Origin of the sequence: Massilia sp. H6, assembly GCF_024802625.1 — a bacterium.
In the GTDB taxonomy this organism is placed as follows: Bacteria; Pseudomonadota; Gammaproteobacteria; order Burkholderiales; family Burkholderiaceae_D; genus Telluria.
Genome location: NZ_CP103372.1, coordinates 142,168 through 165,448, shown reverse-complemented (window position 1 = coordinate 165,448; position 23,281 = coordinate 142,168). Strand labels below are relative to the sequence as shown.

General features: G+C 63.4%; 23 protein-coding genes. 3 read left to right on the top strand and 20 right to left on the bottom strand.

Annotation, left to right across the window (positions count from 1 at the left end; genetic code table 11):
* Window positions 1-20: 20 nt before the first annotated feature.
* Together NRS07_RS19850 and NRS07_RS19845 are read right to left on the bottom strand one after the other, a co-directional pair.
* Window positions 21-197, bottom strand: a complete 177-nt coding sequence (locus NRS07_RS19850; protein ID WP_259213702.1) for a hypothetical protein — start codon at window positions 195-197, stop codon at window positions 21-23.
* An 80-nt stretch (window positions 198-277) separates the two neighbouring features.
* Entirely contained in the window at window positions 278-529 is a 252-nt protein-coding gene (locus NRS07_RS19845) for a hypothetical protein (RefSeq protein ID WP_259213679.1), read from the bottom strand.
* Between the two features lie 747 nt (window positions 530-1,276).
* On the opposite strand from NRS07_RS19845, the gene NRS07_RS19840 reads away from it, so the two are divergent.
* Both NRS07_RS19840 and NRS07_RS19835 read left to right on the top strand, forming a co-directional pair.
* Complete coding sequence (locus tag NRS07_RS19840) at window positions 1,277-2,185, top strand: hypothetical protein (protein ID WP_259213676.1); 909 nt, start codon at window positions 1,277-1,279, stop codon at window positions 2,183-2,185.
* Window positions 2,186-2,591: 406 nt separating this feature from the next.
* Window positions 2,592-2,771, top strand: a complete 180-nt coding sequence (locus NRS07_RS19835) for a hypothetical protein (RefSeq protein WP_259213674.1) — start codon at window positions 2,592-2,594, stop codon at window positions 2,769-2,771.
* A gap of 12 nt (window positions 2,772-2,783) precedes the next feature.
* Here NRS07_RS19835 and NRS07_RS19830 read toward each other — a convergent pair whose 3' ends face one another.
* From NRS07_RS19830 to NRS07_RS19745, 18 genes are all read right to left on the bottom strand, one after another.
* Entirely contained in the window at window positions 2,784-3,107 is a 324-nt protein-coding gene (locus NRS07_RS19830) for a hypothetical protein (protein WP_259213671.1), read from the bottom strand.
* Window positions 3,107-3,307, bottom strand: coding sequence for a hypothetical protein (locus NRS07_RS19825; protein ID WP_259213669.1), 201 nt, complete (start codon window positions 3,305-3,307; stop codon window positions 3,107-3,109). Before NRS07_RS19825 ends, NRS07_RS19830 begins: the two co-directional genes overlap by 1 nt.
* Before the next feature lie 39 nt (window positions 3,308-3,346).
* Window positions 3,347-3,760: a hypothetical protein gene (locus NRS07_RS19820; RefSeq protein ID WP_259213668.1), complete on the bottom strand. Its 414-nt coding sequence runs from the start codon at window positions 3,758-3,760 to the stop codon at window positions 3,347-3,349.
* A 723-nt stretch (window positions 3,761-4,483) separates the two neighbouring features.
* Window positions 4,484-5,299, bottom strand: coding sequence for a DNA methyltransferase (locus tag NRS07_RS19815; protein WP_259213664.1), 816 nt, complete (start codon window positions 5,297-5,299; stop codon window positions 4,484-4,486).
* 1,029 nt (window positions 5,300-6,328) lie between these two features.
* Complete coding sequence (locus NRS07_RS19810; RefSeq protein WP_259213662.1) at window positions 6,329-6,541, bottom strand: hypothetical protein; 213 nt, start codon at window positions 6,539-6,541, stop codon at window positions 6,329-6,331.
* 38 nt (window positions 6,542-6,579) lie between these two features.
* Entirely contained in the window at window positions 6,580-7,236 is a 657-nt protein-coding gene (locus tag NRS07_RS19805; RefSeq protein ID WP_259213660.1) for a phosphohydrolase, read from the bottom strand.
* Between the two features lie 55 nt (window positions 7,237-7,291).
* Window positions 7,292-9,643: a ParB/RepB/Spo0J family partition protein gene (locus NRS07_RS19800; RefSeq protein WP_259213659.1), complete on the bottom strand. Its 2,352-nt coding sequence runs from the start codon at window positions 9,641-9,643 to the stop codon at window positions 7,292-7,294.
* Window positions 9,644-9,700: 57 nt separating this feature from the next.
* Complete coding sequence (locus NRS07_RS19795; RefSeq protein ID WP_259213658.1) at window positions 9,701-10,156, bottom strand: single-stranded DNA-binding protein; 456 nt, start codon at window positions 10,154-10,156, stop codon at window positions 9,701-9,703.
* Between the two features lie 795 nt (window positions 10,157-10,951).
* Window positions 10,952-11,740 (bottom strand): hypothetical protein, encoded by a 789-nt coding sequence (locus NRS07_RS19790; RefSeq protein ID WP_259213656.1) that lies wholly within the window; start codon window positions 11,738-11,740, stop codon window positions 10,952-10,954.
* Window positions 11,741-12,236: 496 nt separating this feature from the next.
* Window positions 12,237-12,452: a hypothetical protein gene (locus NRS07_RS19785; RefSeq protein ID WP_259213653.1), complete on the bottom strand. Its 216-nt coding sequence runs from the start codon at window positions 12,450-12,452 to the stop codon at window positions 12,237-12,239.
* A 120-nt stretch (window positions 12,453-12,572) separates the two neighbouring features.
* On the bottom strand, window positions 12,573-13,220 hold the full coding sequence (locus NRS07_RS19780) for a CPBP family intramembrane glutamic endopeptidase (protein ID WP_259213652.1): 648 nt from the start codon (window positions 13,218-13,220) through the stop codon (window positions 12,573-12,575).
* A gap of 277 nt (window positions 13,221-13,497) precedes the next feature.
* Window positions 13,498-15,537 (bottom strand): DNA cytosine methyltransferase, encoded by a 2,040-nt coding sequence (locus NRS07_RS19775; protein ID WP_259213651.1) that lies wholly within the window; start codon window positions 15,535-15,537, stop codon window positions 13,498-13,500.
* Between the two features lie 1,709 nt (window positions 15,538-17,246).
* Entirely contained in the window at window positions 17,247-18,371 is a 1,125-nt protein-coding gene (locus NRS07_RS19770; protein WP_259213650.1) for a hypothetical protein, read from the bottom strand.
* A gap of 12 nt (window positions 18,372-18,383) precedes the next feature.
* Window positions 18,384-18,728, bottom strand: coding sequence for a hypothetical protein (locus NRS07_RS19765; protein WP_259213645.1), 345 nt, complete (start codon window positions 18,726-18,728; stop codon window positions 18,384-18,386).
* Between the two features lie 634 nt (window positions 18,729-19,362).
* Entirely contained in the window at window positions 19,363-19,734 is a 372-nt protein-coding gene (locus tag NRS07_RS19760; RefSeq protein WP_259213644.1) for a transcriptional regulator KorA, read from the bottom strand.
* A 44-nt stretch (window positions 19,735-19,778) separates the two neighbouring features.
* Window positions 19,779-21,083 (bottom strand): ParB/RepB/Spo0J family partition protein, encoded by a 1,305-nt coding sequence (locus NRS07_RS19755; protein ID WP_259213642.1) that lies wholly within the window; start codon window positions 21,081-21,083, stop codon window positions 19,779-19,781.
* 10 nt (window positions 21,084-21,093) lie between these two features.
* A complete protein-coding gene (locus tag NRS07_RS19750; RefSeq protein WP_259213638.1) occupies window positions 21,094-21,909 on the bottom strand; it encodes a ParA family protein in 816 nt (271 codons plus the stop codon).
* Window positions 21,910-21,921: 12 nt separating this feature from the next.
* Complete coding sequence (locus tag NRS07_RS19745) at window positions 21,922-22,347, bottom strand: hypothetical protein (RefSeq protein WP_259213636.1); 426 nt, start codon at window positions 22,345-22,347, stop codon at window positions 21,922-21,924.
* 277 nt (window positions 22,348-22,624) lie between these two features.
* Here NRS07_RS19745 and NRS07_RS19740 point away from each other — a divergent pair, with 277 nt between their 5' ends.
* Window positions 22,625-23,275 carry a response regulator transcription factor gene (locus NRS07_RS19740; protein ID WP_259213633.1) on the top strand — a complete coding sequence of 217 codons (651 nt, stop codon included), beginning with the start codon at window positions 22,625-22,627 and terminating at the stop codon, window positions 23,273-23,275.
* Window positions 23,276-23,281: the final 6 nt, after the last annotated feature.

Sequence of the window (23,281 nt, the reverse complement as noted above, 5' to 3'; positions counted from 1 at the left end):
TTTTCCCGGGCGCGGTTAAGTCAGGCGTCGAAGCCATAGCGCCGCAGGGCTGCGCGCGCTTGCGCCTCGTCGTCCTCGATGACATACGCGTAGTCGCCGTTGTCCCAATACAGGGTCACGCGCGCGCAGTCGCTGAACACGGTCAGTTCCGCACGGTTGGCGGTGGTCCAGATCAAGCCTGCGCGGGATGCGTACATCGTTCCGTCCTTTCGTGGTCGCCGCGTAGCGGCGGGTTGGAAAAGCGCGCCGCAGGCGCGGCGCTCCTGGCTGCACAACCTCAGAATGGGCAATCGTCCTCGACAGGCTGGAAATAGATCGACCGGCGCGTCACCGGCTGACCAGTCTGCAGGTCGAGCACGAACGGCGCGACGTCGTCCGCGAAGCCCTCGCAGCGATACCCGGCAGCAGCGATCTTCTCGGGCAAGCCGAGCGTTTCGTACACGTTTTCATTCAGGCGGCGGGTACGGGTGCCGCAGACCGCGTCCCGGCCGTCGAAGATCGGGGAGCTGTAGAAAATTGCGTATGGCATGGTTCCTCCTGCGTGGGTTCAAGCGGGCACCGGGATCTAGATTCGGAGCCTGGGCGTAGGGGTTTCTTTCGTTCCGATTCGGCCTGGGCATCCTGTCCGGTGACACCGTCGATCTGAGTTCTTTCGCCTTGAGACCGAATCCAGGGCGGGGCAAAGCCGGCGGCGCAAGGGACACCGCGAGGCCGCAGCGCAGCGAGCCATGCGAGCGAGAACGGGCGAGCGGTGAGCGCAGTGGGCCCTTGCGCCGCCGGCGAACCGCCCTAGCCTTTCGGTCGTGCGAAAGGACTCGGGTCGACGCGCCGGCGCGCCAGAGCGATCGGAACGAAAGCCCGCGCGGGGAGCGCCCGACCGCCGCCCGGGCGGCGGCTGACTGCCTTGCCCGCCACGCGCGCGAGCGGTTCGATCGGCGGGCAAGGCGCGAGCGCAGCGAGTAGCGCGCCTGGTGCGCGCCTGCATGCGTCGCTGCCAAATGTGCACGGCCCGGCTAACGCCGCTTTCGCGCGCGAAACCACCGCTGCGCTTGGCGGCCGCCTTGGTGGGTTCTTGTGTAGGCCGGTCGACCTGGTTGGCTCGGCAAGCGCAGCGCGCAGCGCCGCCAGGCGCGGAGGCGTCAGGGATGGAGCCCGCAGGGGCGAGACCGCACCGCGGGCTCGATGCGCAGCACGACAGCCCGGCCCGTAGGGAGACGCGCTGTACTGGACGTGCGCCGAACCCCGCAGTAGCATCTACTCTTTGCCCGGCATCGCCATGACCGACATCGAAAACGACCCATCCAGCATTCGCCCACGTGGCCGCCTGGCCCCAAGCCACTTCCAATGGGGCTTTCACCTCAGCGGCAACGAAGGCTGGCTCGAGAGCTTCACCAACCATTTCACCTCCGTCGACGTCCAGATCCTGCCCGAGTACGAGGACGACAGGCCGACCGTCTACGATTTCACCTCGCCGCACCTGAACGGGCTCACCGGCGCGCAAGCCGCGATGCGTGCCCGCGAGCTGCTCATCCTGTTCAACGGCGTGATGCGCGTGCGCTTCGGCGCCGACTTCTACGACTTCACGCTTGGCGAAGGCCGGGATCTGTGGACCAGGGAACCTGCGCAAGAGGATTTTTACCGCACGGTGCCGGTTCCCATGTTCCCGGACGATGTCGAGGATCTGCGCTACTTCAGGTCGCAGCGACCGCTCGATCCGGTCAGCATCCAGCTATTCCTGGCGCGTTCGGATCGGTATTTGCGGATGATCTACCGTACGCTGGGTCGCGAAGGCGTGTCGTTCTCGTCGCTGTCGAAGGTGTTGGACACCATTACCGCCGACTTCCACGAGAAGGGCAAAAAGGGAACGCGGGCGGAAGTAGCGGCGCTCGGCGGCAAGACCGAAGGCGACCTGCAGAACTTCAACTACACCGCAAACAACTTCGACGTCGCTGGCGAGGACGCGCGGCACGGACTGAAAGCCGACTTCAAGCCAGCGAACAAATTGAAGGCCCTCTCGCTCGAGCAGGCGGGGGAGGTCATGTTTCCGATCATGCAGGGATTCGTGACCCAGCGGGTTGGCGAGACGTTCCACCGGAAGTGGAACGCGGTGCTGATTGACCGCGCCGACCAGGCGCGTCCGGCAGAAGAGGCGCCGGAGCCAGGCAGGTGGCGTGGCCGGGGATAGTTGCCGAAGCCGTGGCCGCCGTTGAGCTACTCCTACTTTCGCGCGGTAGCGCGAAAGTCTGACTTCGCAAAGGCGCAGCCTCTGGACGGCGCCAAGCGGCAGCGCGGACGGTCGCGCGGCGACCGGGAGGGCAAGCGCAGCGCGCAGCGCCGCCAGGCGCGGAGGCGGCCGGGCCGACCGGCCAGGTCGGACTGGCCGCCGCGGCGCCGCCGCGCGGGCGCCACGTCGCCGGCACACTGACCCGCGCAGCCGCACGTTATGAATCGGCGGCGCCGTCGTCGCATCCTGGGAATGCCCCGACTTCCGCCAGCTCGGCCACGGACTCCCGCCCGTCCTGCCACCAGCCGAGCAAATCCGGCTCGCCACGGAACAACAGAGGCGGTGTGAAGACGCCTACGTGCCCATCATGGCACCCCTGGAGGCGCGCAAGCTCGAAAGCTCTGATGAACCCGGCGACTACCACATCGCCCGCATCGTCGCCCGCAATGACGGCGGCGATTCGCGCATGAGCAAGCGTGATCCTTGTATCCAGTCCGCGCATAATTTCCTCGCAAGTCAAAGATTTCGTCTTGAAAGGCGGCCGTAGAAGCCGCCCGCTCTACTTTTTCGACTGTCCGACCAGATAGCCGACCAGACCGGAGGTGATGCCTGTCACGATGCTACAGGCCCATTTTTTGTCGTCTGGCGTTCCGAACAGGGCGACCACGATGCAGGCGATGAATACCGCGCCAGTGATGAGCAAGGCGAACACGAAAAGAATCAGCGTCATCGTGCGCTTGAGCTTCGCATCGGCCGAGTCGCGCGCACGGCGTGCCTCGGCGTCTTCGTCGGTCTCGTTCTTGATCTTCAATTCCAGCTGATCGCCTTCCCGGCTGATGAGCTGGTCAAGGTTGAGCGTCCGTATATCGCCTTGCTTGTCCATCACAATCCCTCGATCGCAGTTTTAATGCAGTTGTTCGTGTCGAGGATTGCGACGCGGCAATCCTGCCCGCGTGCATCAATCGCAACCTCGTACAGCGCGAGCGCTTTGGCGAGTACCTCGCCCGTATTGCCGCCGTTGTTGGCGGCAATACGGTTGAGCCTGTCGTGAAGCGAACCCGACACCGTCAGTGTGTAAATCACGCTCCGGTCTCCCCCTTGGCTGTTCATCAGTCCCCCGGATTAGTGAATGACGTGCAGGCCGTGCGCGCCGCTCACGGCGGCGGCGAGCTTGGCGCAGTCGCAGTTCTCCGCCTGCGAATAGAAGTCAATGACCAAATCTTGCAGCTTGCCCACGGCCCGTTCGCGCTGGGGCATGGCACCGGCGCGCAGAACCACATCGCCGAACCAGCTGCCGAACGGTTTGGCGACGTCGTAGAGCAGGCCGCCCGCAACATCGGTGCCGACGCACAGAATGGCGGCGGTCATCATGTCCGCCAGCGGCGCGCTGTAGGACACGAGTTCGCACATCAGTTCCGTGTGGCTGCTGTCGCACTTCGCCAGCACGGTATCCATATCGTGGTCATACATTCCAGAAACGAACAGGGCCGAAAACAACTCGGTCGCGGTGACGGCTTGCGGAGCAGAAGTGTTCATGGCTATCCTTTCGGGCTTGGGTCATCAATCACTACAGACTCCATTCTACAGGGTTATCTATTTACCGTCAATAGTTTAGCTGTTGTGTTTTCGCCCTTGCGCAAAGCGCCCGGATACCGGAACCTGGAGCCTCGGGCCGGGTGTCGGGGCCGGAACAGGCCCTGACGGTGTTGCCTGCTCGTTCGATCAGCCAAGGACCAGCGGAGCACAGGCCCGCCCCGGAGTGACACCGTGTACCTATCGCCTCGGAGGCACGGTCGCACGGCGGCGGGCGCCGTCATGGACGCCCCGGAGGCCGCATGCGGAGCGCAGCCGAAGGCGAGCACCGAACGGGCGAGGAGCGCCTTGACGGCATAGCCCGCCGCCGTGCGATCCTGCCGGAGAGATGGGCGATAGGTACGCGGTGGAACGGTGCATGGTGCGCAGCGGCGCCGAAGTCGGGGTTGCCTCTTCCAGCCTCACTTTCGCGTGCGAAAGTGCTGACTTCACCCAGCGCAGCTCTGGACAGCCAAGCGGCGCCGCCGCGCGGACGGCCGACCTGGTCGGCCGGGAGGGCAAGCGCAGCGCGCAGCGCCGCCAGGCGCGGAGGCGTCAGGGATGGACGCCCGCAGGGGCGAGACCGCACCGCGGGCTCGATGCGCAGCACGACAGCCCGGCCCGAGGGCAGCGCCCGAGGGAGACGCCCGAGCCAACCACCGGCCGGGCGCCGCGCTCGCCTACACGTCAGGACACATCATCGACCAGGTGCGAATGCACCTGCGCCATGCGCATCAGCCGCTTCTTCGCAATCTCGAAGTTACCCTTGTCCAGCTCGAACCCGGTGCACTGGCGGCCGCACATCATCCCGGCCGCCAGGGTGGAGCCCGAACCCATGAACGGATCGAGCACACGAGCCCCAGGCTTCGAGAAAGCCTGAACCAACGGCAGCAAGATCGACAGCGGCTTCTGCGTCGGATGCAGCTTGTTCCCGGTATGGGCGCCCCAGTCGATCACATCGCCAATGACGTTGGCCGGCTCCGGCTGGCCCTTCACGAGCAGATAAGCGGACTCGTGCTGATAGCGCACCAGGCGCACCGATGAGCTGTACCGCTTCGGGAAAGTGAAGTGCCCGGCGATACGAAACCCGGCCGCTTTCCAGGCAGCGAAAAAGCGGTCGGTCTGATTCCACCCGTAAAAGCTCACGCAGAAGGCGTCCCGGGCCAGCACACGGAAAATTTCGCGGAAAGCGGGTTCGAGCCACTTGTCGTTATCATCGTTCAGCACCGAACGCCCGCCCCGGTCGCGGTAGCCGACGATATAGGGCGGGTCCGTGACCGCCAGGTCAAACGAGTGGTCGGGATACTGGGGCAGCAACAGGGTGCAGTCGCCCTGGTGAATGTCGAAGTCGTAGCACCGTTCGCCGGCGTCGTTGGAGGCGGGCGCGCGAGCGCCCGCCTCTGGGGTCGGGGTTGCCGGAGCGGGCGCAGGGCGCGGTGCAGCCGGGCCCTGGGGCAGCGCGAGGATTGGGGTGACTGTCGAGTGATAACCGAACAAGTTCATGATTGGCTCCTTGGAATGATGGTTGATAGTCGCGTCCGCGCGGGGTCTGCTCACCCCGCGGGGCGGTACGGGAGAACCGCACAACTACATTCTACCAAAACAAACTATTGACTGGAAAGAGTATATTTCGATTTGACGGCGGCGCCGTCTTACCGGAATCTGGAGCCCTCGGGTCGGGGGCGGGGCAGGAACAGGCCCCGCGAAGTTGGGGTTGCTGTTGGGTCGAGCAGACGCGCAGGAGCGGCGCGCAGGCAGGGGCTGAACCGTCACCGTGTACCCGTCGCCTCGAGGCCGGGGTGGCGGAGCGGCGCGCGCGGTCATGGACGCGATCGCAGGCCGCATGCGGAGCGCAGCCGCAGGCGAGCACCGAACGGGCGAGGAGCGCCTTGACCGCATAGCGCGCGGCGCAGCCATTCTGGCTGAAGATGGCATGGGTACAAAAGGTAAGGTGACCTGGCGCAGAGCGTGATCGGAGTGGGCTGTTGCGTACCCTACCCTCGCCTCCGCCCAGGCGGAGGCGCTGACTTCGACCAAGCGCAGCCTCACGCATGGACAACCGCACTGCCGCTGCAGCCGCGCCGGCACCGACCCGGTCGACGCGGCCGGAGTGGGCTGTTGGTACCCCTTCCCGCCTCCGCCCGGGCGGAGGCGCTGACTTCGCCAAGGCGCAGCCTCACGCATGGACAACCGCACCACCGCTGGAGTCGCGCCGGCACCGACCTGCTCGACGCGACCGGAGTGGGCTGTTGCGTACCCCTTCCCCGCCTCCGCCCAGGCGGAGGCGCTGACTTCGCCCAGGCGCAGCCTCACGCATGGACAACCGCATCGCCGCTGCAGCCGCGTCGGCAACGACCTGGTCGACGCGACCGGAGTGGGCTGTTGCGTACCCCTTCCCTGCCTCCGCCCAGGCGGAGGCGCTGACTTCGCCCAGGCGCAGCCTCATGAACAGGGGCCGCGCCCAAAAGCCTGACGACGCACCAGTAAAAAAAAACCGCCCGAAGGCGGCTCTTCCACATCCAACCGGCACCGTTACACGCCGACAACCTCGGCAATGACACGCTGCTGGGCATCCAGGATGCCGATGTGCTGGTTTTTCTGCTTCGCGTCCGAGGCGACGTCATACAAGGTAAGCGCCTTCAGCAGCACGGTGTCCAGCGACGTACCGTTGACCTGAGCCAGCGTACTGAGCTTCTCGTTCAGCGCCTGTGAAACTTCCAGCCTCATGCTCACCGAGTTTTCCATCTGTGCAACCTCCCAAAAAGCCATCCTGTCAAAACATTTTACGCCAATTTCGGTAGCTGTCGACGCTCCCGAAGGCCCAACAGGCGCAATAACTCGACATGGAAACGCTCGACCGCGACGGCACTCGGCCACGGTTCCCACGGCGTGCACTGGTACCGCTGGACGAGCGGATCGACCTTTAGCACGGGCTCGGTTATTCCGAGCACATGGGAAATCTCGTGTTCGGTCCAACCCGCGCAGTACAGGGCTTCCGACGCGGCGCACGCCACGTCGGCGCGCTTGTGCTCGACTCGTTCCTCATCGGTCCACTCGGGGAGGTCGTAGCGGACGGCGACGGCGTTGCTCAACCGGTCGCTCACTTCGCGCAGAGGGTCGCCCAGCAGCGGCTTCAGCTTACTGATACAGTCGAAACCCAGCAGCGCTTCCTCCGCATCGTGGAGCAGCTCGCGCAGCTCCTGGTCGACCGTCAGCGGCTTCGCTGCCCACACGCGGCGCAGCTCAAGCACGGCGAGGGAATGCTGCGCGACGGACAGCGGGATCGGGTGTATCGATTCGCCGCCCCAGCGATACACACGCGCAAGGCGCACGCAGAGATCGTGATCGGTCCAGGCGTACGGGTCGGGGTTGGCCAGATCGATCCGCTGTCCGGACGGCAGGCGCATCCAGGCGCTGGCCGGTTGTTCGATGGTCTTCATGGGTCGGAATCCTCGCTGAGAGGCGGGCCGATGGTCCGGCCCGCCAAGCGTTACATTACTCGGTCATGGCTGGCTCAGCCACCAAGACTTCGCTGGTCGTTGCCTCGGGTGCCGCCGCCTCAGTGGCCGGTGCCTCGGCCACGCCGCTGTCGGTCGCTGCCGCGTCGGTCGCCGCTAGTGCGGTCACCGGTGCGTCGGTGGCGACCGCCGTGGCGGGAGTCTCGGCCGTCCCGGTGTCGATGGTTGCCGCGTCGGTCACTGCCGCGTCGGTCGCCGGTGCCTCGGTCGCCGATGCGTCGGTGGCCGGTACGTCCGTCGCCACAGCCTTCGCCGCTGGTGCGCGCAGCATCGCCGGAAGCCAGCGGGTTTGTGCGATTTTCTGCTCTGCATATTTAACGGCTTCCCCTTTCTTCATCTTGACAATCGGCATGCCACTGCCGGGGCCGCACGCCTCTTCCACCGCCGCGATGATGGTTTCCTTCGACACGGCTCCGAAGTAGGACGCCTCGGTCGCGGTCCAGTAATCGGCCACGTCCAGCTCAAGGGCTGTGGCCAGTTCGCCGCCCGGCTGCTTGCCCGCCACGCCCGTGGTGACGTCGAGTGTCAGGGCGACACACAGGGCAAGCAAGTCGAGCAGGTCCGCAGAAGGCAGCTGCAGGAGCCAAGCGAACTCGTCCTTGGTCTGGGCGGGGATGCGTTCGCGCCATGCGTCGATCCGCGCCTGGACTTCGTCGCTTGCCCGCGTACCCTTCAGGTCCGGGGCCTTGTCGTGCAGGCTCTGGAACGAGCCGGTAGCGGAAATCTTCACAGGCTCATCGTCGCGCGAACGGTAGCGCCGGGTCACCAAATCCAGCATCCGGTGGACCGTGGCGGCCAATGCGACCTGCGGGTTCGCCACCGTCAACGCTTGCATGGCTGCGGTGCGGCGCGCCGACAGCTGGAACGCGAGCCGTTCGGAAATTTCGGAGCGTTCCTTTTTCGGCTGGGTGAAGCCGAGGCCGGTACCCGTGGCCGAAGGCTGGACGGAGGTGCCGCTGGCGGTTGGCGTGCCCGGTGCAGCGCTGCCGGACGGCTGGTTCGGTGCTTCGGCAGGCTTTTCCTCGCGCCGGATCAGGCCACGCACGATATCCATACCGCCGCGCCCGTCCAAGGCGACGATCACGCCACCGGTCGCGCGAACTTCGTCCGAGTAAAACTGCAGCGCCTGCGTGATCGCATGCGCGCAGCCGTTCAGCTGGCTGATCTGCTGCTCGACCTCTTCGATCTGCGTGCTGAGAGCTTCCTCCGCAGACTCGCCGCTGGCTTCGCCCGTGGCCTGCGCACCGGGATCACGCGCCTCCCCTTCATCGCCCTCCTCGCCCTCGCCAGCTTCCAGTCGCTCGAGCGCGTCGTACAGGCTGTCGCGCTTCTCCTTGAGGTGGCCGACCTCGGCGGCGATCCGCGCCAGTTCGTCCTGTTCTGCCTCGGTCGCCTCCCGGCGCTCCGGCTTGGCTTGGTCGAACTGGCTGCGCAGGCGGTGGTCGAAGGATTCGCAGAAATCGGACCATGACCAGCCTTCCGCCGCGACGATATCGGCGGCAGCCGTGCGGAGCTTGTCGACGGCCAGCTGGTGGAGCAACGCGAGGTCTTCGAGGAAGCCGTCATTTGCGTCCTGCGAGAACAGGTCGCCGGTCACCACGCCCCCGGCCTGCTTGTATGCGTCGAGGCCGACGAAGACGACCAGCGGATGGTTGGTACCCAGCGAATCCTGCGCGAGCTGGTTGCGGATGATGTGCGCGGTGCGATTCCACTGCGGCAACGCATTCCAGACCTGCAGCTGACGTTCCTGATCCGCCGACCGGCAGAAGGCGCGCACCTCTTCGGGGCCCATCTTGCCGTTGCGGTAAAGATCGAGCAGCTCGGGGTGCAAGCCGCCCAGGCGCATCCGTTGCTGGACCGTGCGCACGCTGACGCCGAAGTGCGCCGCGACAGTTTCCGGCGACTTGCCCTCGTCGGCCAGCGCTTTGAAGGCCACGAACTCGTCCGCTTCATGCGGAGGCGTGCGGTTGGCGTTCTCTGCCAGACTAATGGCGATCGCGTCGTCCTCGGAGCGCAGGTCACACTTGACCGGATAGTCCTCCGGCAGGAGGCCGCGCTGGACGAGAAGCTCGATGGAGAAGAAGCGTCCGGCACCGGCAATGACACCGAACTCGGTGTTGCCGTCCTGTCCCTGCTCATTGATCACCTGCAGGCGGTTCAGGACGCCGTAAGCCAAGATCGAGGCGGCGCGGCACTCGATATCCGGCGCGCTGTGGGGCTTGATGCGGGTGTTCTTGCGGCTGATGTGCAGCTTGTTGAACGGGATGTCGACTTCGGTGCTTGGGCTGGCGACGGCGACCGGGACAACGGGCTGATCTGCGAGATTCATGCTGAGCTCCTTGGTGATGTGGTTGTGGTACTGCGAAAACACCGCAGGCGCGTCTGCTCACGCGCGCGCGGCGAAACGAGTCGGCCGCGTCGTATGCGGCACGGCATCGTATTGGGCCATGGCTGCTTCGTAGTCCTGCAGCCAGGAATCGTGTTCTCCTTCCAGAGGGGCCTCCGTCGAGCGCGACACGGGAGCGCCGATGTAGCGAACGCAACCCGGTTCCGGCTCAAAGCAAAAGCCGCCGCGCTTCTGGACGCTGTCATACCAGCTGCGCACCCGACCGCGCACCGAAACCTCTTTTCCTTTGGCGAGGTACTTCAGATCGCTTTCGGCCTGCTTGCCGTAGGTGGTGATGGGAATGAAATCGGTCGAGGTTTGGACGCTGTCGCCATGGCGCGACTGATGTTCGACGGCGACCACGTAGAAGGCAGTGGTTACGCCGTTGCCGGTGCGCCCGCGCTTCGGGTCGCGAGCCAGATTGCCATGGATGCGAAACTCGTTGCAGAAACTCATGTCACCCTCCATCAGTTCATGTAACGATTATATCGCAGTTAGCTATTTACCGTCAATAGTAAAGGTGTTGTATATTCGCTCTTGCGCAAAGCGCCCGGATACCGGAACCTGGAGTCCTCGGGCCGGGTGTCGGGGCCGGAACAGGCCCTGACGGTGTTGCCTGCTCGCTTGATCAGCCAGGAACCAGCGGAGCACAGGCCCGCCCCGGAGTGACACCGTGTACCTATCGCCTCGGAGGCACGGTCGCATGGCGGCGGGCGCCGTCATGGACGCCCCGGAGGCCGCATGCGGAGCGCAGCCGAAGGCGAGCACCGAACGGGCGAGGAGCGCCTTGACGGCATCGCCCGCCGCCGTGCGATCCTGCCGGAGAGATGGGCGATAGGTGCGCGGTGGAACGGCACTGGTGCGAAAGCGGCACCGGAGTCGGGGGTTTTATCTCCCACCCTTCACTTTCGCGTGCGAAAGTGCTGACTTCACCCAGCGCAGCTCTGGACAGCCAAGCGGCGCCGCCGCGCGGACGGCCGACCTGGTCGGCCGGGAGGGCAAGCGCAGCGCGCAGCGCCGCCAGGCGCGGAGGCGTCAGGGATGGAAGCCCGCAGGGGCGAGACCGCGCCGCGGGCTCGATGCACAGCACGACAGCCCGGCCCGCAGGGGGACGCCCGACGGGTTTAGCTCGGCACGTGCAATAGCGGCAAAGCGGGAGGTATGGGTGACACGTCGCGCCATCCGGACAGGTATTGGCGGGCCGAAAAAAAGCCCTGCCAACTTCGGCAGGGCTCGGCGCTGAGGGCGCGATCAGAATACGATCGGGATGACGATGTCGGGATGAGCGACCGGATCGAACGGCCCGCCTGCCGACCAGGCGCGCGCGACCCCGCCGAACACGTTCACCTGGTACTCGCCGGCGGCCAGGAAGGCGCGGTCGACCTTCGCGAACTCGAGCCGAGCCTCCGCCCAGGTGACGAACTTCTGGTTGAGGATGTTGCCGGCAGCGTCTGCGGGGTGCAGCGAGAAGACGCCGCGGAACTGCCACGTATCGCCTTTGCCTTCGCGCAGGGCACGCAGCGGCGGCGCGGAGGGCGGCTGGGCCGCGCTGGGCAGCTCGCGGTAGAAGTAGTCGCTGTCGTCCCAGCGGTCGGTGTCGATGCGGATGTGCTTTGACTCGAGGGCAGAGAAGGCAGCGGCGAACGCGGGCGAACCTTGGAGGCCTTGCTTCAGGCGCGGCAGGACCAGGTCGCGGACAAAGTCTTCTTCGTCCCGGAACACCCGGCCGGGGGCGAGCTGCTCGAACGCCTGCAGGAACAGCGGGGCCAGCTGAAGCGCTTGCTGGTACGGGATCTTGAGCAAGTCGGCGATACGCCTAGTGCCGAGCTGGGCGTCCAGGATGACATACGACGCGGCACTGCCGCCCGGCTGCAGGTCCATCAGGTCCTCGCCATGGAGCGATGACAGCAGCTCCTGCCGTGTGTAGTAGGTGAGGAAGGCGCCGAAGATCTCGGCGGGCGCATCGCGCGAGATGGCGAAGCCTTGCTGCTTGATGGTGCCGTGAATGTCGAAGGCGCGGTCGCGCCAATATTTTTGCATGACGAACTCCTGGGTAAATGGGATCCCAAAGAATGGGGGGCTGAATATCCGCACGAGAAGCTCGATGCTGGAATTCAAAATAAACTGCCAAATCCACGTTTTACCCGACAGCCCGTCGTCAGCCACGTTAGGCTTTGCCCATATTCCGAGTGGAACATGGGTCGCTGATCCGAGGATACCCGGCCCGCGCGAGCTTGTCCAGAAACCCCGCCAAAATTTCGCGCGCGAAAGTTGGGCCGCCGTTTCGGCCGAGGAGACAGGTTCGTGCGCGCGAACGGCCTGACGCCGGGACGAAGCGTTTCGCCGAGCAAGCTTTTCTCTCCTGACCGCTTGCGGGATCGACCTCCAGCTCGAGCGGGATCGTGCGTTCCCGGAGCGTGGCGTCGATGCGCACACGGTGTGGTGGTGGGTGAGCTGCAGCACGCACCACAGCCTGCCGTTATGCGGTGCAGCGTTGGCGTTCCGGACGCGGCCCGCGTAGCCAACCCTTGCCTGTTTACACGCCCGGCGCTTCTTGTCCATCCGCTCCGAGTGGGACCTCGGCGACCAGCTCGACCGGCTCTTCGAACAACACCAGGTCTCTCCAGCTCCTGGCATCGTCGTCGGACTCGAGCGTATGGGCGTATCGCTCAGCGTCGGCTACCCACAAACGGGCGTCGCCGGGGAATTTGAAGGGAACGCCGGGTGGCACCTCGCCAAAGACAGTATTCACGTTGTTCTCCAAAGTGGTGCCGATCGAGAGCCGGGACACCTGGTTCAAAACGCTGCGTGGATTCAGGATCGGCCGACCGCAGGGTGGGTATAACGGCCAGGGCTGCCTGGGCTATCCCGATTAGTTTTTTGAAATGCTGATCGCAATGAGAGCAACCAGAGCGATCGTGTTCGAGACGACGTGCGGCAACGCGACGTACATGAAGCCTGTTGGCGAGAAGCGCGAAAACAGACCCTGCAGGCCCAGCTTCATTCCCGTCCAAAACCCCGGGCTGGCCGCCTCGATGGCGGTCACCGCAAGCACCCAAGGAATCGTGTTCTCGTCCCGATACCGCTCATAGATCCATGCCAGCATCAGCCCCACCGCGAACGTGCCCGCTACCTTGGCTGCGCCTTCGCGCGCATGCCACAGGCCAAACAGGAGAGCCGATGCCAGGATGGCCAGCGGCCGAGGCACGCCCTTGTTGCGCATCACCTCGAGCGGAAGCGCCTGCAGCGCGATCGTCTCGACGACTGGGCAAATAACCGCCGCAAATAGCACGAACAACACGACCCCAAACGCCTGCAGGTCGGAGCTTGTAGCCGACTCGTGATTGAGGCCATTCTGGGTAGCTGTGAAGATTACGACCATATTGATCAGCTTCTGTAACAGGCCGAAGACGATGACGCGAAAGGCTACGCGGCCGATGCCTGGTGCGCGCACACTGGGGTCAAGAACCTTGGCTACGCCGGGAACAGCCGGCGCAGGATGGCGTTTAGCTTGGGACATGATAGGGAGTGGATTGTTAGAGTGGTTGCTGAGTTTGCCAGATCATGCACAGTGATTTTTGGGGCGGATCATACTTATCGGGCTGTTCGTCCATGCCCGTTCCGGAACTACACGATGACGGAAACGTGTCCTGCAGCCTTGACCATGCGGCGTCAGAGAAACCTGCAGGAGAGCGGCGGCGCCCGTCGACCTGGTGGCGCGCAGGCGCCGCCGGCTACGAAGCCACGTAAAAGCGCCGGGATGGAGCCTTCGCGCGGCCTCGCCACCTCACCGATCCCTAGAAAGGCAGCGGCTTTTCCGCCGGCATAGTCAGCGCAAGGGCCACGTTGCGCACCCAGATCGGCGCCGCGCTGAGCACAAAGGTCTCGCCGGATGCCGCCAGAAGCAAGGTGGTCCCGCAGACGTCGGCGATCGCTTCCGCGGCATCTGGCGGTACCAGGTTGCCGATATGCTCGCGCCAGAGGCTGTCGCACATCCCGTCCAGCAGCAGGTATTCCTCAGGCTCGATCAGGCTCTGCAGGGCGGCCAGCTCAAGCGTCGTAAAGGGCCTGTGCCAGGTACCGTCGAGGGCCTGGATGATGGCGACCATTTTCTGATCGAGAGCGGGAAGCGCCTCGATGCGCGGGTCAGCTACGCTCCAGCTGCCGTTGTCGTGGCCGGCAGCAGCGCTGACGGCGCCGCAGTGCGAGCTCCAGGGCACGATCCCGTAGTGGCCACAGGTCAGGTACGCGTCGCCCCGCTTTCGATCGAGACTGGTACGCGGATCCGCGACGGCGAACGCGCCCTGGCCCGAGGTGCTTCCGCCGATCACGGTGCCGGCCGACTCATCGAAAGGCGTTACCAGGTACTTGCCCGCACCCTGGAAGCTGCTCGACGAGCGCGGATCTGCCACTGCATACGCTCCTGAGTCGTCGCCGCCGATGACGGTGCCAGTGGTTCCGGACCAGCCGCTGACGGCGTACTTGCTGAACAGATCCCGTTGCGGCGGCCGGGGGTCGGCGACGCAGCCGCCGCCGCTGCTGGGACCGTGGCCGCTGGTGACGGTTCCGGCCGTGCCACCCCAGGGAATGATCCGGTAGACGTTCTTGTGTGTCTCGATGCCGTCCGTGCGCGGATCTGCGACCGAATAAGCGCCTTGGCCCGGCGCTTGCTGGCCTGCGATCGTGCCGGTCGCCTCGGTCCACTGGTGCACCCCATATGCCTGGCCGTCGTTCCACTTCTTCGATTGGTCGAAACGCGGATCGGCGACGCATTGCCCGCTACCGTGCGCGCCCGACACGACGCGGGACGCCGCGTGCCACGTACCGATGCGCAGCTCGTTGCTGTGCTTGTCCGGGCCGGCGTGCCGCGGATCCGCAACCGCGAAATTGCCATTGTTGGGCATTCCGCGGCTGGTCACGGTGCCGGCTGTGCCGTTCCAGGGATTCACGCCGAGCACGCCGCGGTGCATTTGTGGCACGATCAGGTAGTCCCTCAAGCGCCCATTCTCGACCGCCAGGCGGTTCAGGCTGCGCCAGTCGGAGCCCGCCTCGACGAAGGCGAGACGGACCCAGGTTTTCCACTGCAGGCGCGGGATCCGGTGCATCGGGCCGGCGGTCTCGTCGCCCAGGAACGGCATCCGGCCGAGGATGTCGCCGACGGCGCGCAGGCTTTTCTTGTCGGGCTCGTAGAGGAACGGGGGCACCTTCTCCGTATGGCGGGCGACCAGCAGGAAGCGCTTACGGGACTGGGCGAGGCCGCCCAGCTCACCGCAATCGTGCGTCGTCTCGGCGACCGCATAGCCGTATCGCTGCAGCACCTGGTTGATCTGGTCCAGCAGGTGGCGCCCGCGCGTGGCCAGGCGCGGTACGTTTTCGAAAACGATGAGGTCGACGGGATCGTCGGCCCAGGCCTCGACCATCAGCCAGATGCACCGTAAGGTCAGTTCGTTCAGCGCCTGGTACTTGGCCGTCTGACTCATCTTCTCGGAAAGCAGCCCGGACGCACCTTTGCACGGCGAGGAGATGAATACGATGTTCGGCCGTTCGTTGCCGGCGGCACGCCGGATGTCGGCCGGCCCCATCTCGCGCCAGGCAGCTGGCGGCTCCTTGCCGTGAAACGCGATGTATTGGCTGCGGGTGAACAGATCCATCACGGTTCCGGGGACGCCCACTAGGCGGTTGAAGTCACGGATTGCGGAAGGGTCGACGTCGACGCCGCCCAGGCAGCGGAAGCGCGCGGCGAGCACGCCGACACGTGGGTTGGCTTTGTTGAACCCTTTCGCTGCGCCGCCGATGCCGCAGCAAAAGTGGAAGTGCTTGATTTCTTTGGTCAGCATGGTCGTCTCCTCGAAATCACTGCGGCAACTGGAGGAGTGAAGCGCTGCGCGACGCGATGCGTTTCGAAGCGTATCCAAGTGGTGAATTGTCCATGGCTAGATCTCCGTGATGATGATGGTTTCGGTTGGCGCGTCGTCGGCGTCTGCTCACGCCGGCGGGCGGTTCGTTGGAAAACAGGGCTGCTCCAACAGAATCTATTATACACCACAACTATTGACGGTCAATAGCGTAAGATCGACCGTGCGAGAATTGATGTCAGTCGACGAGCCTGAACAGCGGCGTGCGGCCGGCGCGTTGGACTTTCGCGCGCGAAAGTTCCCAGTGCAGGCACCGGGCATTTGGCCTGGATCGCCAGACAAACTGAGCGGATGACGTGGATCCGGTCTTTGCGGTAAACGTGCCGGCACGAGTTGGCGGGAGGTTTGGCTGACATGTGGAGCGGTGGCGACACCGGAACCTGGAAGCCTCGGGCCGGGTGTCGGGGCCGGAACAGGCCCTGACGGTGTTGTCTGCTCGGTTGGGCAGCCAGGAACTAGTGGTGCACAGGCCAGCTGCCTAGTGACACCGTGTACCTATCGCCTCGCAGGCACGGTCGCATGCCTCCTGGCGACGTCATGGACGCCCCGCAGGCCGCATGCGGAGCGCAGCCGAAGGCGAGCACCGAACGGGCGAGGAGCGCCTTGACGGCATAGCCAGGAGGTGTGCGATCCTGCCGGAGATGGGCGATAGGTATGCGGTGGAACGGCACATCGTGCTTAGCGATGTCGATTTCGTGTTGCGTGCTGAGAGGTGGTGCGCGGTCGCGGGTCTCGAGCGAGGATTGTATTGCTGTACTGATGACCAGTGTAGTCGCGCTTGTGTTCGGGATTGTGTGCTCTGGAAGTGGAGTATGCGGCTTCTATGGGTAGTAAAAGGATAGAGAAAAGGCTAAAAGGATAGGCCTGTGGATAACATGAAAATTATCCAAAGAAATCATGTGCTTACCGGCACCCTTCCGTCAGCCATACCTTCCGAGATCAGTTGACCGCGCCCTTTTTTCACGACCGAAACGGCTGCTTTTTGTGGAATCTGCCTCACCCGTCAGGCATACCTCCTGTTCACAGTGCTCGTGTCAGCCATACCTACCGATGTTTTGACCCGGTGTCAGTGAAACCTCCCTACTCGACGATGTGGCCCGGGTGCCCGCTGCTTAATGATTAAGCGGCCGTCAGTCATACCTTCCGGCACCTGTCATCCAAACCTACCGCTTTTTCGGGCCACTTGTCACCCATACCTACCGGAGGAATTCCACCCGTCAGCCGAACCTCCCTAGCGTTTTTGGATACTCTTGATGTAGTTTCGTATAGGACGTTGGGGTTGAAAAACTCTGCACCGTCAATAAAAGTTTCCAATTTGGGTATTTCTTTAATATTGATTGAGTTTTCGACGTCTTGATATATGGCAACCAAAACGCACCCGTCACCCAAACCTACCGGCGCGCTGGTTTTTTCTTTCGACCCGTCAGACAAACCTACCGCAGTGCGGCAATTCGTGTCGTGATGGCGTATTCACCCGTCAGCTAAACCTCCTTGATGCTGGCGACGCGTCAGCTAAACCTACCGCGTGGTGGCGACCTGTCAGCCGCACCTCCCGGGACGTCGAGGTCCCAGGGGCGGCGGCCGCGTGGTTGCGGAGGCGGCCGATAGCGAGGCGTCAGTTAGAAATCCGGTCAGGTGACGACGAGCGGGTCTGCAGCGCCGGCCAGCTGGCGTCGTTTGTTCGCGGCCTTTACTTCGCGAACGAAGTCGTGCGAAGGCGTCAGGATGAATTCGACGTCCTCGAGCTTGTTCCTGGCGCCGCGGATTTCGTTGCCCTTAACGGCGTCCATGAGCAGGCCCGAGGTCTTCAGCTCCTCGAGCGACTCGACAACGGCGACCACGGCCTGCCTTGTCTCCTTGTATCCGCTGAGGAGCGCGCTGTCGCGCTGGATCGTCGAGAACATCATTTTGAACGTCTGCCCGATCGCGGCGAAGGTGAACTTCATCACCAGCTGCTTGTGGATCCAGCGCGAGAGCTGGCTGCGGTGTCCCATCAGCTGATGATAGTTGAATTGGCGGTAGGTGACCTGGTCGATGCTGCGCGTGACAAGGTGGTGGAACTGCACGACCCAGCGAGCGTTCGGATCGGCGTCGATGTCCTTGCGGCGAACTGCCTGCATTGCCGGGAAATACGTGCTGCCGGCGATGTGCTCGTCCCTGCCTGCGTCGGCCTTCACGTCGATGTGCGTTTTGTGAAGTATTTCAAGGCTGAGCTGAATCTCCCGGTACGAGCGCGTATGCCCACGCGCGGCAAGTTCCTCGCGCAGCTGGTAGAGCGAGAACGCGATGCCGCTGACGTATCCCTTTTTGTCGAAGAAGCCTTGTTGCTGCTGCTGGTCCGCGGCCATCTTCCGCAGCGCGTCCTCGATCAGCTCTTCGGAGGCGCTGGGGTAGAAGTCGACGGTCTTGCCCTTTTCCGGCCCTTCCTTGACCTCGATACGTGCTGGCGTGATGGTCGCGAGGTAGTCCTGCTTGTTGTGCCGGAAGTTCAGTTTCAGCAGATCCAGGGTACCGTGTTCGTTGCGCAGCCGGTTCTGCAGGTTGCGGGAGATACTGTAGCGGGGAATGCTGTCCCATAGCGCAATGGTATTGGAGAGCTGCTCACGTTGCGCCGGTGTATTCGCCAGGAAGTTCTGGAAGAGGCTGAGCTGTGGGCTCTGGAAGGCGTCTTCGGTAATTGATGACGGTGCCGGTTTGCGCAGGGCGACTTGGCCTCGTTTTCTTGGTGCCGGGCTGGCGGCTTCTTGTTCGGACATCGAGACCTCTGCTTACATGGGATGGGGGGCTGGCCGCAGGGCGGCGTGCGCCTGGCGTAGACGTTCAGCGACGCGGGCGTATCGGGGCGACGACGCCGCTGGGCGGTGGCCCGAGGCATCGACGGTGTAAGCAAGTATCCGTGCTTTGTCCTGCAGGAAGCTGGCGGCCGACTGCAGCGAGGCGAAGATGCGCCGGCTCTCCTCCCCGGAGGAGCTGCGTGCGCTCAGCTGCGTACGGACCTGGCCGAAGGTCGCCTCGAGCACGTAGCCGCCTTCCACGCCGACGACGGCAGGATCCGAGAGCGCGCCTGCTGCAGCCGCCTCGCGGAAGGCTCTTGAGTTGATGAGTGCACTCATGAATGTCATACCTTTAAAAGTTCCGCTTCATTCTATCTAGTAGAGTGAGAAAGTCAACAATAGATCGCGACTGCGCGATGTATTTGAGAAAGACAGTGGTTTGCATCTGGACACGTGAACGAAGGGGGGAGGGGACGACCTGGTGTCCGGGCTGGACGAAGCTGGCCACGTGGACGGAATGACGGGCGGACGGCGGATGTGCCGGCTTGAAGGCCGTCGGTACCTGCGGCCGGTCGTGTCCTTCGTTCGGTAGTGGAGCAGCGACCGACGGCACGGGCCGAACCGGACGCATGGTCGCTGACGAAGTAAATGGTCGCGGAACAGGCCTGTAGCGAACGCATTGGGTAGGGCAGCACGGCGTCGGCGCGGCGTCCGGCTGAGGGAGCCGGACCGCCAAAGTTGTGAGGGGAGGGGGGCGCACCGTAAAGACCCAGCCATGCCAAGTCAGGGTGGATCAAGCCTGGAACAAGCTCCGATAGGCTGAAAGTCGGGCTGAAGCAGGCAAGTCGCTGAATGACTTACGCGCTTAAAGTGGATCTGCTATGATCCTGCCATCCAATGGAGCTTCGGCTTCTTGGTGATGATGGTACCGAAACGCCCGGCCTGCTCGCTGGGCGTTTCACTTTCTGGGATGCTAGTTGAGCAGCTTGCGCGCCTTTGACACGGCGGCCATGACGATTTCGGAGGCTTGCTCGAGTTTGGCTTGATCGCCGGACGCCTTCAGCGCCTTGGCCAGCTCGTCAAGCTGCAGCGCGACCCGCTCGGGCAGTTCCATTTCCATGGAAACCCAGCCGAGCCCCCCTCCCTGGTCCGCGAAGTATGCTTTTTCGATGACTCCTACCGCCAGGCCCACGCGTTGCTTTGTCATGCCTGCGCGCGCAGCCACGTCAGAAGGCGTCTCGCCGTCGACCAGGACCTCTCGTGCGAGCTGGCGGGTACGGTCCTGCAAACGGGTGCCTTCGGCCAGGCGGTCGAAGTCTTCGAGAGTCAGTCGCTTCAGTTTCATGTTTTAGCTCTTGTAGGGTGGGCGCCGCGCGAGCGGCGTGTTCGCTAGAAACGCCAGCCTTTCGGCATCGGCGCGACGGGAGTGCGGGCCGCGGTCCAGTCATCGGAGGCTTTTCCGTCCGTGGCCGGGTGCAGTGCTTCCCACAAAGCCTGCGGTTTCGCGTTCCGCAGATCGGCGATAGTGCGCTGCAGGTAGCGCTGCGCGCGCGTCTCGCCGAGGGCGGCCAGAAGCGGGAGCGCGACCGTCTGGTACAGACTCCACATTGCCCACTCCGTCTGGTTCATGTCGGCACCCAGTTCCAGCAACTCATCCTGGACGTCCTTAATGAGCTCACGGTTGGCGAGGCCGTTCTGGAACAGCGTGACCATTTGCTCGAGTACCAAGGCTTGTTCGTTGCTGATCGCGGGCGCAGCGGCCGTAGCGCCGGACGCAGGCTCCTTCGCACCTGGATTGACCTGTGCGTCGGGCGCCGGTCGAGTGGAATGCGAAGTTGCCGTGGTGGTGACGTCGATGCTGGAAACAGCGGCTGCCGACTTGGTGTCGGGCTGGCGTTCGGACGCGGCGCCGTCCTTCGGCGATGTCTTTTGCCCGGCTCCGGCCTGCGATGTGCCCTTGTTCCGCCCCGCCTGTTGGCCAAGGCTCTGCCGGCGTTCTTCACGCTGCTTGGCTTCATTCAGCCATTCCTTGACCTGCTGTACCTTGCCGCGGGCTTCTTCGCGCGACAGCGGAAGCCCTTCGCGCACGCGCTTTTCGAGACGGGCGAATTCCTGTTTGTCCAGGTCGTAAATCTGATTCAGGCTGCCCGCCACTTCAAGATCGCGGAGAACCCGGTCCTTCAGTAGCTGCTTTAATGGTTCCGCGTAGTTGGAGACCGAGGTACGTTTGCTGACCCAGCCCTCTGAACGGTTCCAGATCTCCATCGTTTTCGGAACACCGTAGTTCGCAACGTCCTCGCTGACCGCGCGCGCTTCATCATGCGGGGTAATGTCGTCGCGTTCGGCGTTCTCCGACACCTGGATCCGGCGGATCTCCCACGGTTCGAGATTACTCCGGATCACGGCGGGGATGTCGTCGATACCGTTGTTCAGCGTCGAGCGCAGGCGTCGTTCGCCGGCGACCAGGCGGTACCGACCGTCCGGTTTCGCCAGCAGCACGACGGGCTGGATGACGCCCTGCGCCTTGACTGACGCATCGAGTTCGGATTGGGCTTGCTCGTCGAACTGGGTTCGTACCTGAGCTTCGACATCGATTAAATTAACCTTGATGCGAGCATCAGGCGTACGTTGGGTCGCGCCCTGGACGACGCCTGTGTACTGTTGCAATCCAAGACTTCTGTTTTTCTTAGTCATTTGTTACCTCTTACAAGCCCATTCGGTTTGAAATGCATGTGCACACCGCGACCATCTCTTTGGCTGCGACGCTGCGGCTCATGGTGCCGGCTTCGGTGCGCCACACGGGACGATCCTTCGCGACATCGATGGCGGCCCGCTCAGGGAGATCGACAGGCAATACACCGTCACCCCAGGTCGCACGCATTTCGTCTAGCGTGTCTCGATGAAACGCCCGTTTGCGGTCGATCTGATTTGGAAGAACACCAAGCGAAGCAAGCTTCGGATTCGTCCCACGCTCGGCGACTCGTCGCACATTGGTGAAGAACCCCATCAATCCTTCGATGGCATCGCGGTCGGGCTTGCACGGCGACACGGCAAAGTCGGCCACTGACAGGGCCACGACGAGCAGACCCGACACGGACGGCCCGGTGTCGATAATGGCGACGTCGTAGTCCTGTGCGAGTTCGGCCAAGCGCTTCTGGCCTGCGGCGACTACTTCGTCCAAGTCTTCACGCTCGACGTCGAGCATGCCCGGATCGGCGCCGATCAGGAATGCGTTTGGCCCTACTTGGAGCGGCTGATCACTGTTGTCCGCCTCAAACAGCCCAGACGCGCGTAGAACGCCCTCTGGCAGCTTGGGCCGGCCGAACTCGTCCACTGGCAGTGCGATCCCGTTCGCTGCGCCCATGTTCAACAAGGTACGGGTGAAGTTACCTTGGATATCCAGGTCGATACCCAGGGTGCGCATCCCCCTCTCGACGAAATGCCAATACTGGTGCCGGGAGCTTGTCGTTTTGCCAATGCCACCTTTTTGATTGGCAAACACTACACTTTTCATCGCCATAAGAGGCTTCCTTTAGTTGAACGATGGGGCCGGAACAATCGTACGAAAGGCAAATTGCAGATGTACCAAGATACCCAGCCAATTAACAGCGAACGAGTTTAACGGAAGGTGGCGCGATTGTGGGTAAATAGTTTCGCCGTGGATAGTTTCGTATGCCGCCTCGGTCTGACAGGCGATGAGACGGGCGGTCCTCGTCTTGCGGTCGATCCTGAACTTCATCCAGTGGCCCGCCTGCTCAAGCCCACCGACGACTTCATCCTTGGCGAGTTCGAGCTCGACTTCATCTCCGCTGCACGATGCAACGCTGCAGAAAAGAGCCATGTCGGTCGGTGACCGGGGCGACGCGTAAAAGGACGCCCCAGGTGCTGAAATGCTCGAGAGCTCCGGGATGAGGTCCTCGAGGCGGGAATACATGCGGGAATACAGATCGGTTTTCATGGTCGTCTCCACGTGATGATGGTCGGTATGCTCGGAATGACTTTCGCGCGCGAAAGCGGGGGGCGTCTGCTCACGCGTTCCCCATCGAGCTGTCGCCATGTTAGCTTGATTTCTATTGACCGTCAAGAGGTAAATTTGTTGTCTTATCGCAGAGCAACAATGGGCAATCTTTACTTTGACCCAATAGTGCAGAGTGATAGAATTCGCGTCACACATGAGTAGTAAAACATTTGCAATGGGTAGGCAAACGGGACACCAAGCCATTTCGGGGGCAAACTTGAACGAGAAGCTGAGGCGAACGACCGTGCTGCTTGCCGATGACCACCAGATCGTGCGGACCGGGATTGCGACGTCGCTTGAAAAGTCCGGTATCGATGTGGTCGGCCAAGCCAAGGCCGCGGAAGAGGTCGTGCCGATGTATCAGCAGTTGACGCCCGACGTCGTCCTGCTGGATATGCGCTTTGGCGAGAAAATGACCGGGTTCGACGTGGCGGCAGACCTGCTCGCGGCCGACCGGAAGGCGCGTATCGTCTTTTGCAGCCAGTTCGATCAGCACACCCTCATCAAACGGACCTATGACATCGGCGCCCTCGCTTTCGTGAACAAGGACTGCGAGGAGAGCGAGCTGGCGGACGCGGTGCAGCATGCGCGCGAGGGGAAGCTGTACTTCCAGCCACGCATCGCCGACCGGATGGCCAAGCTACAGGTGCGGGGCGAACAGACCCCGTTCTCGTCGCTCAGCGATCGGGAGCTGGAGATCACCAAACTGATGGCCAAGGGGATGACCATCGCTGAGATCGCCGAGGACCAGAAGCTGTCGGTCAAGACCGTCGCGAACGCGAGCATGGCGATCAAGGAAAAGCTCGGAATCACGCGCCCGGCCGAACTGACGATGCTGGCGGCGAAGCACCACCTCATCGAACTCTGACGGCCA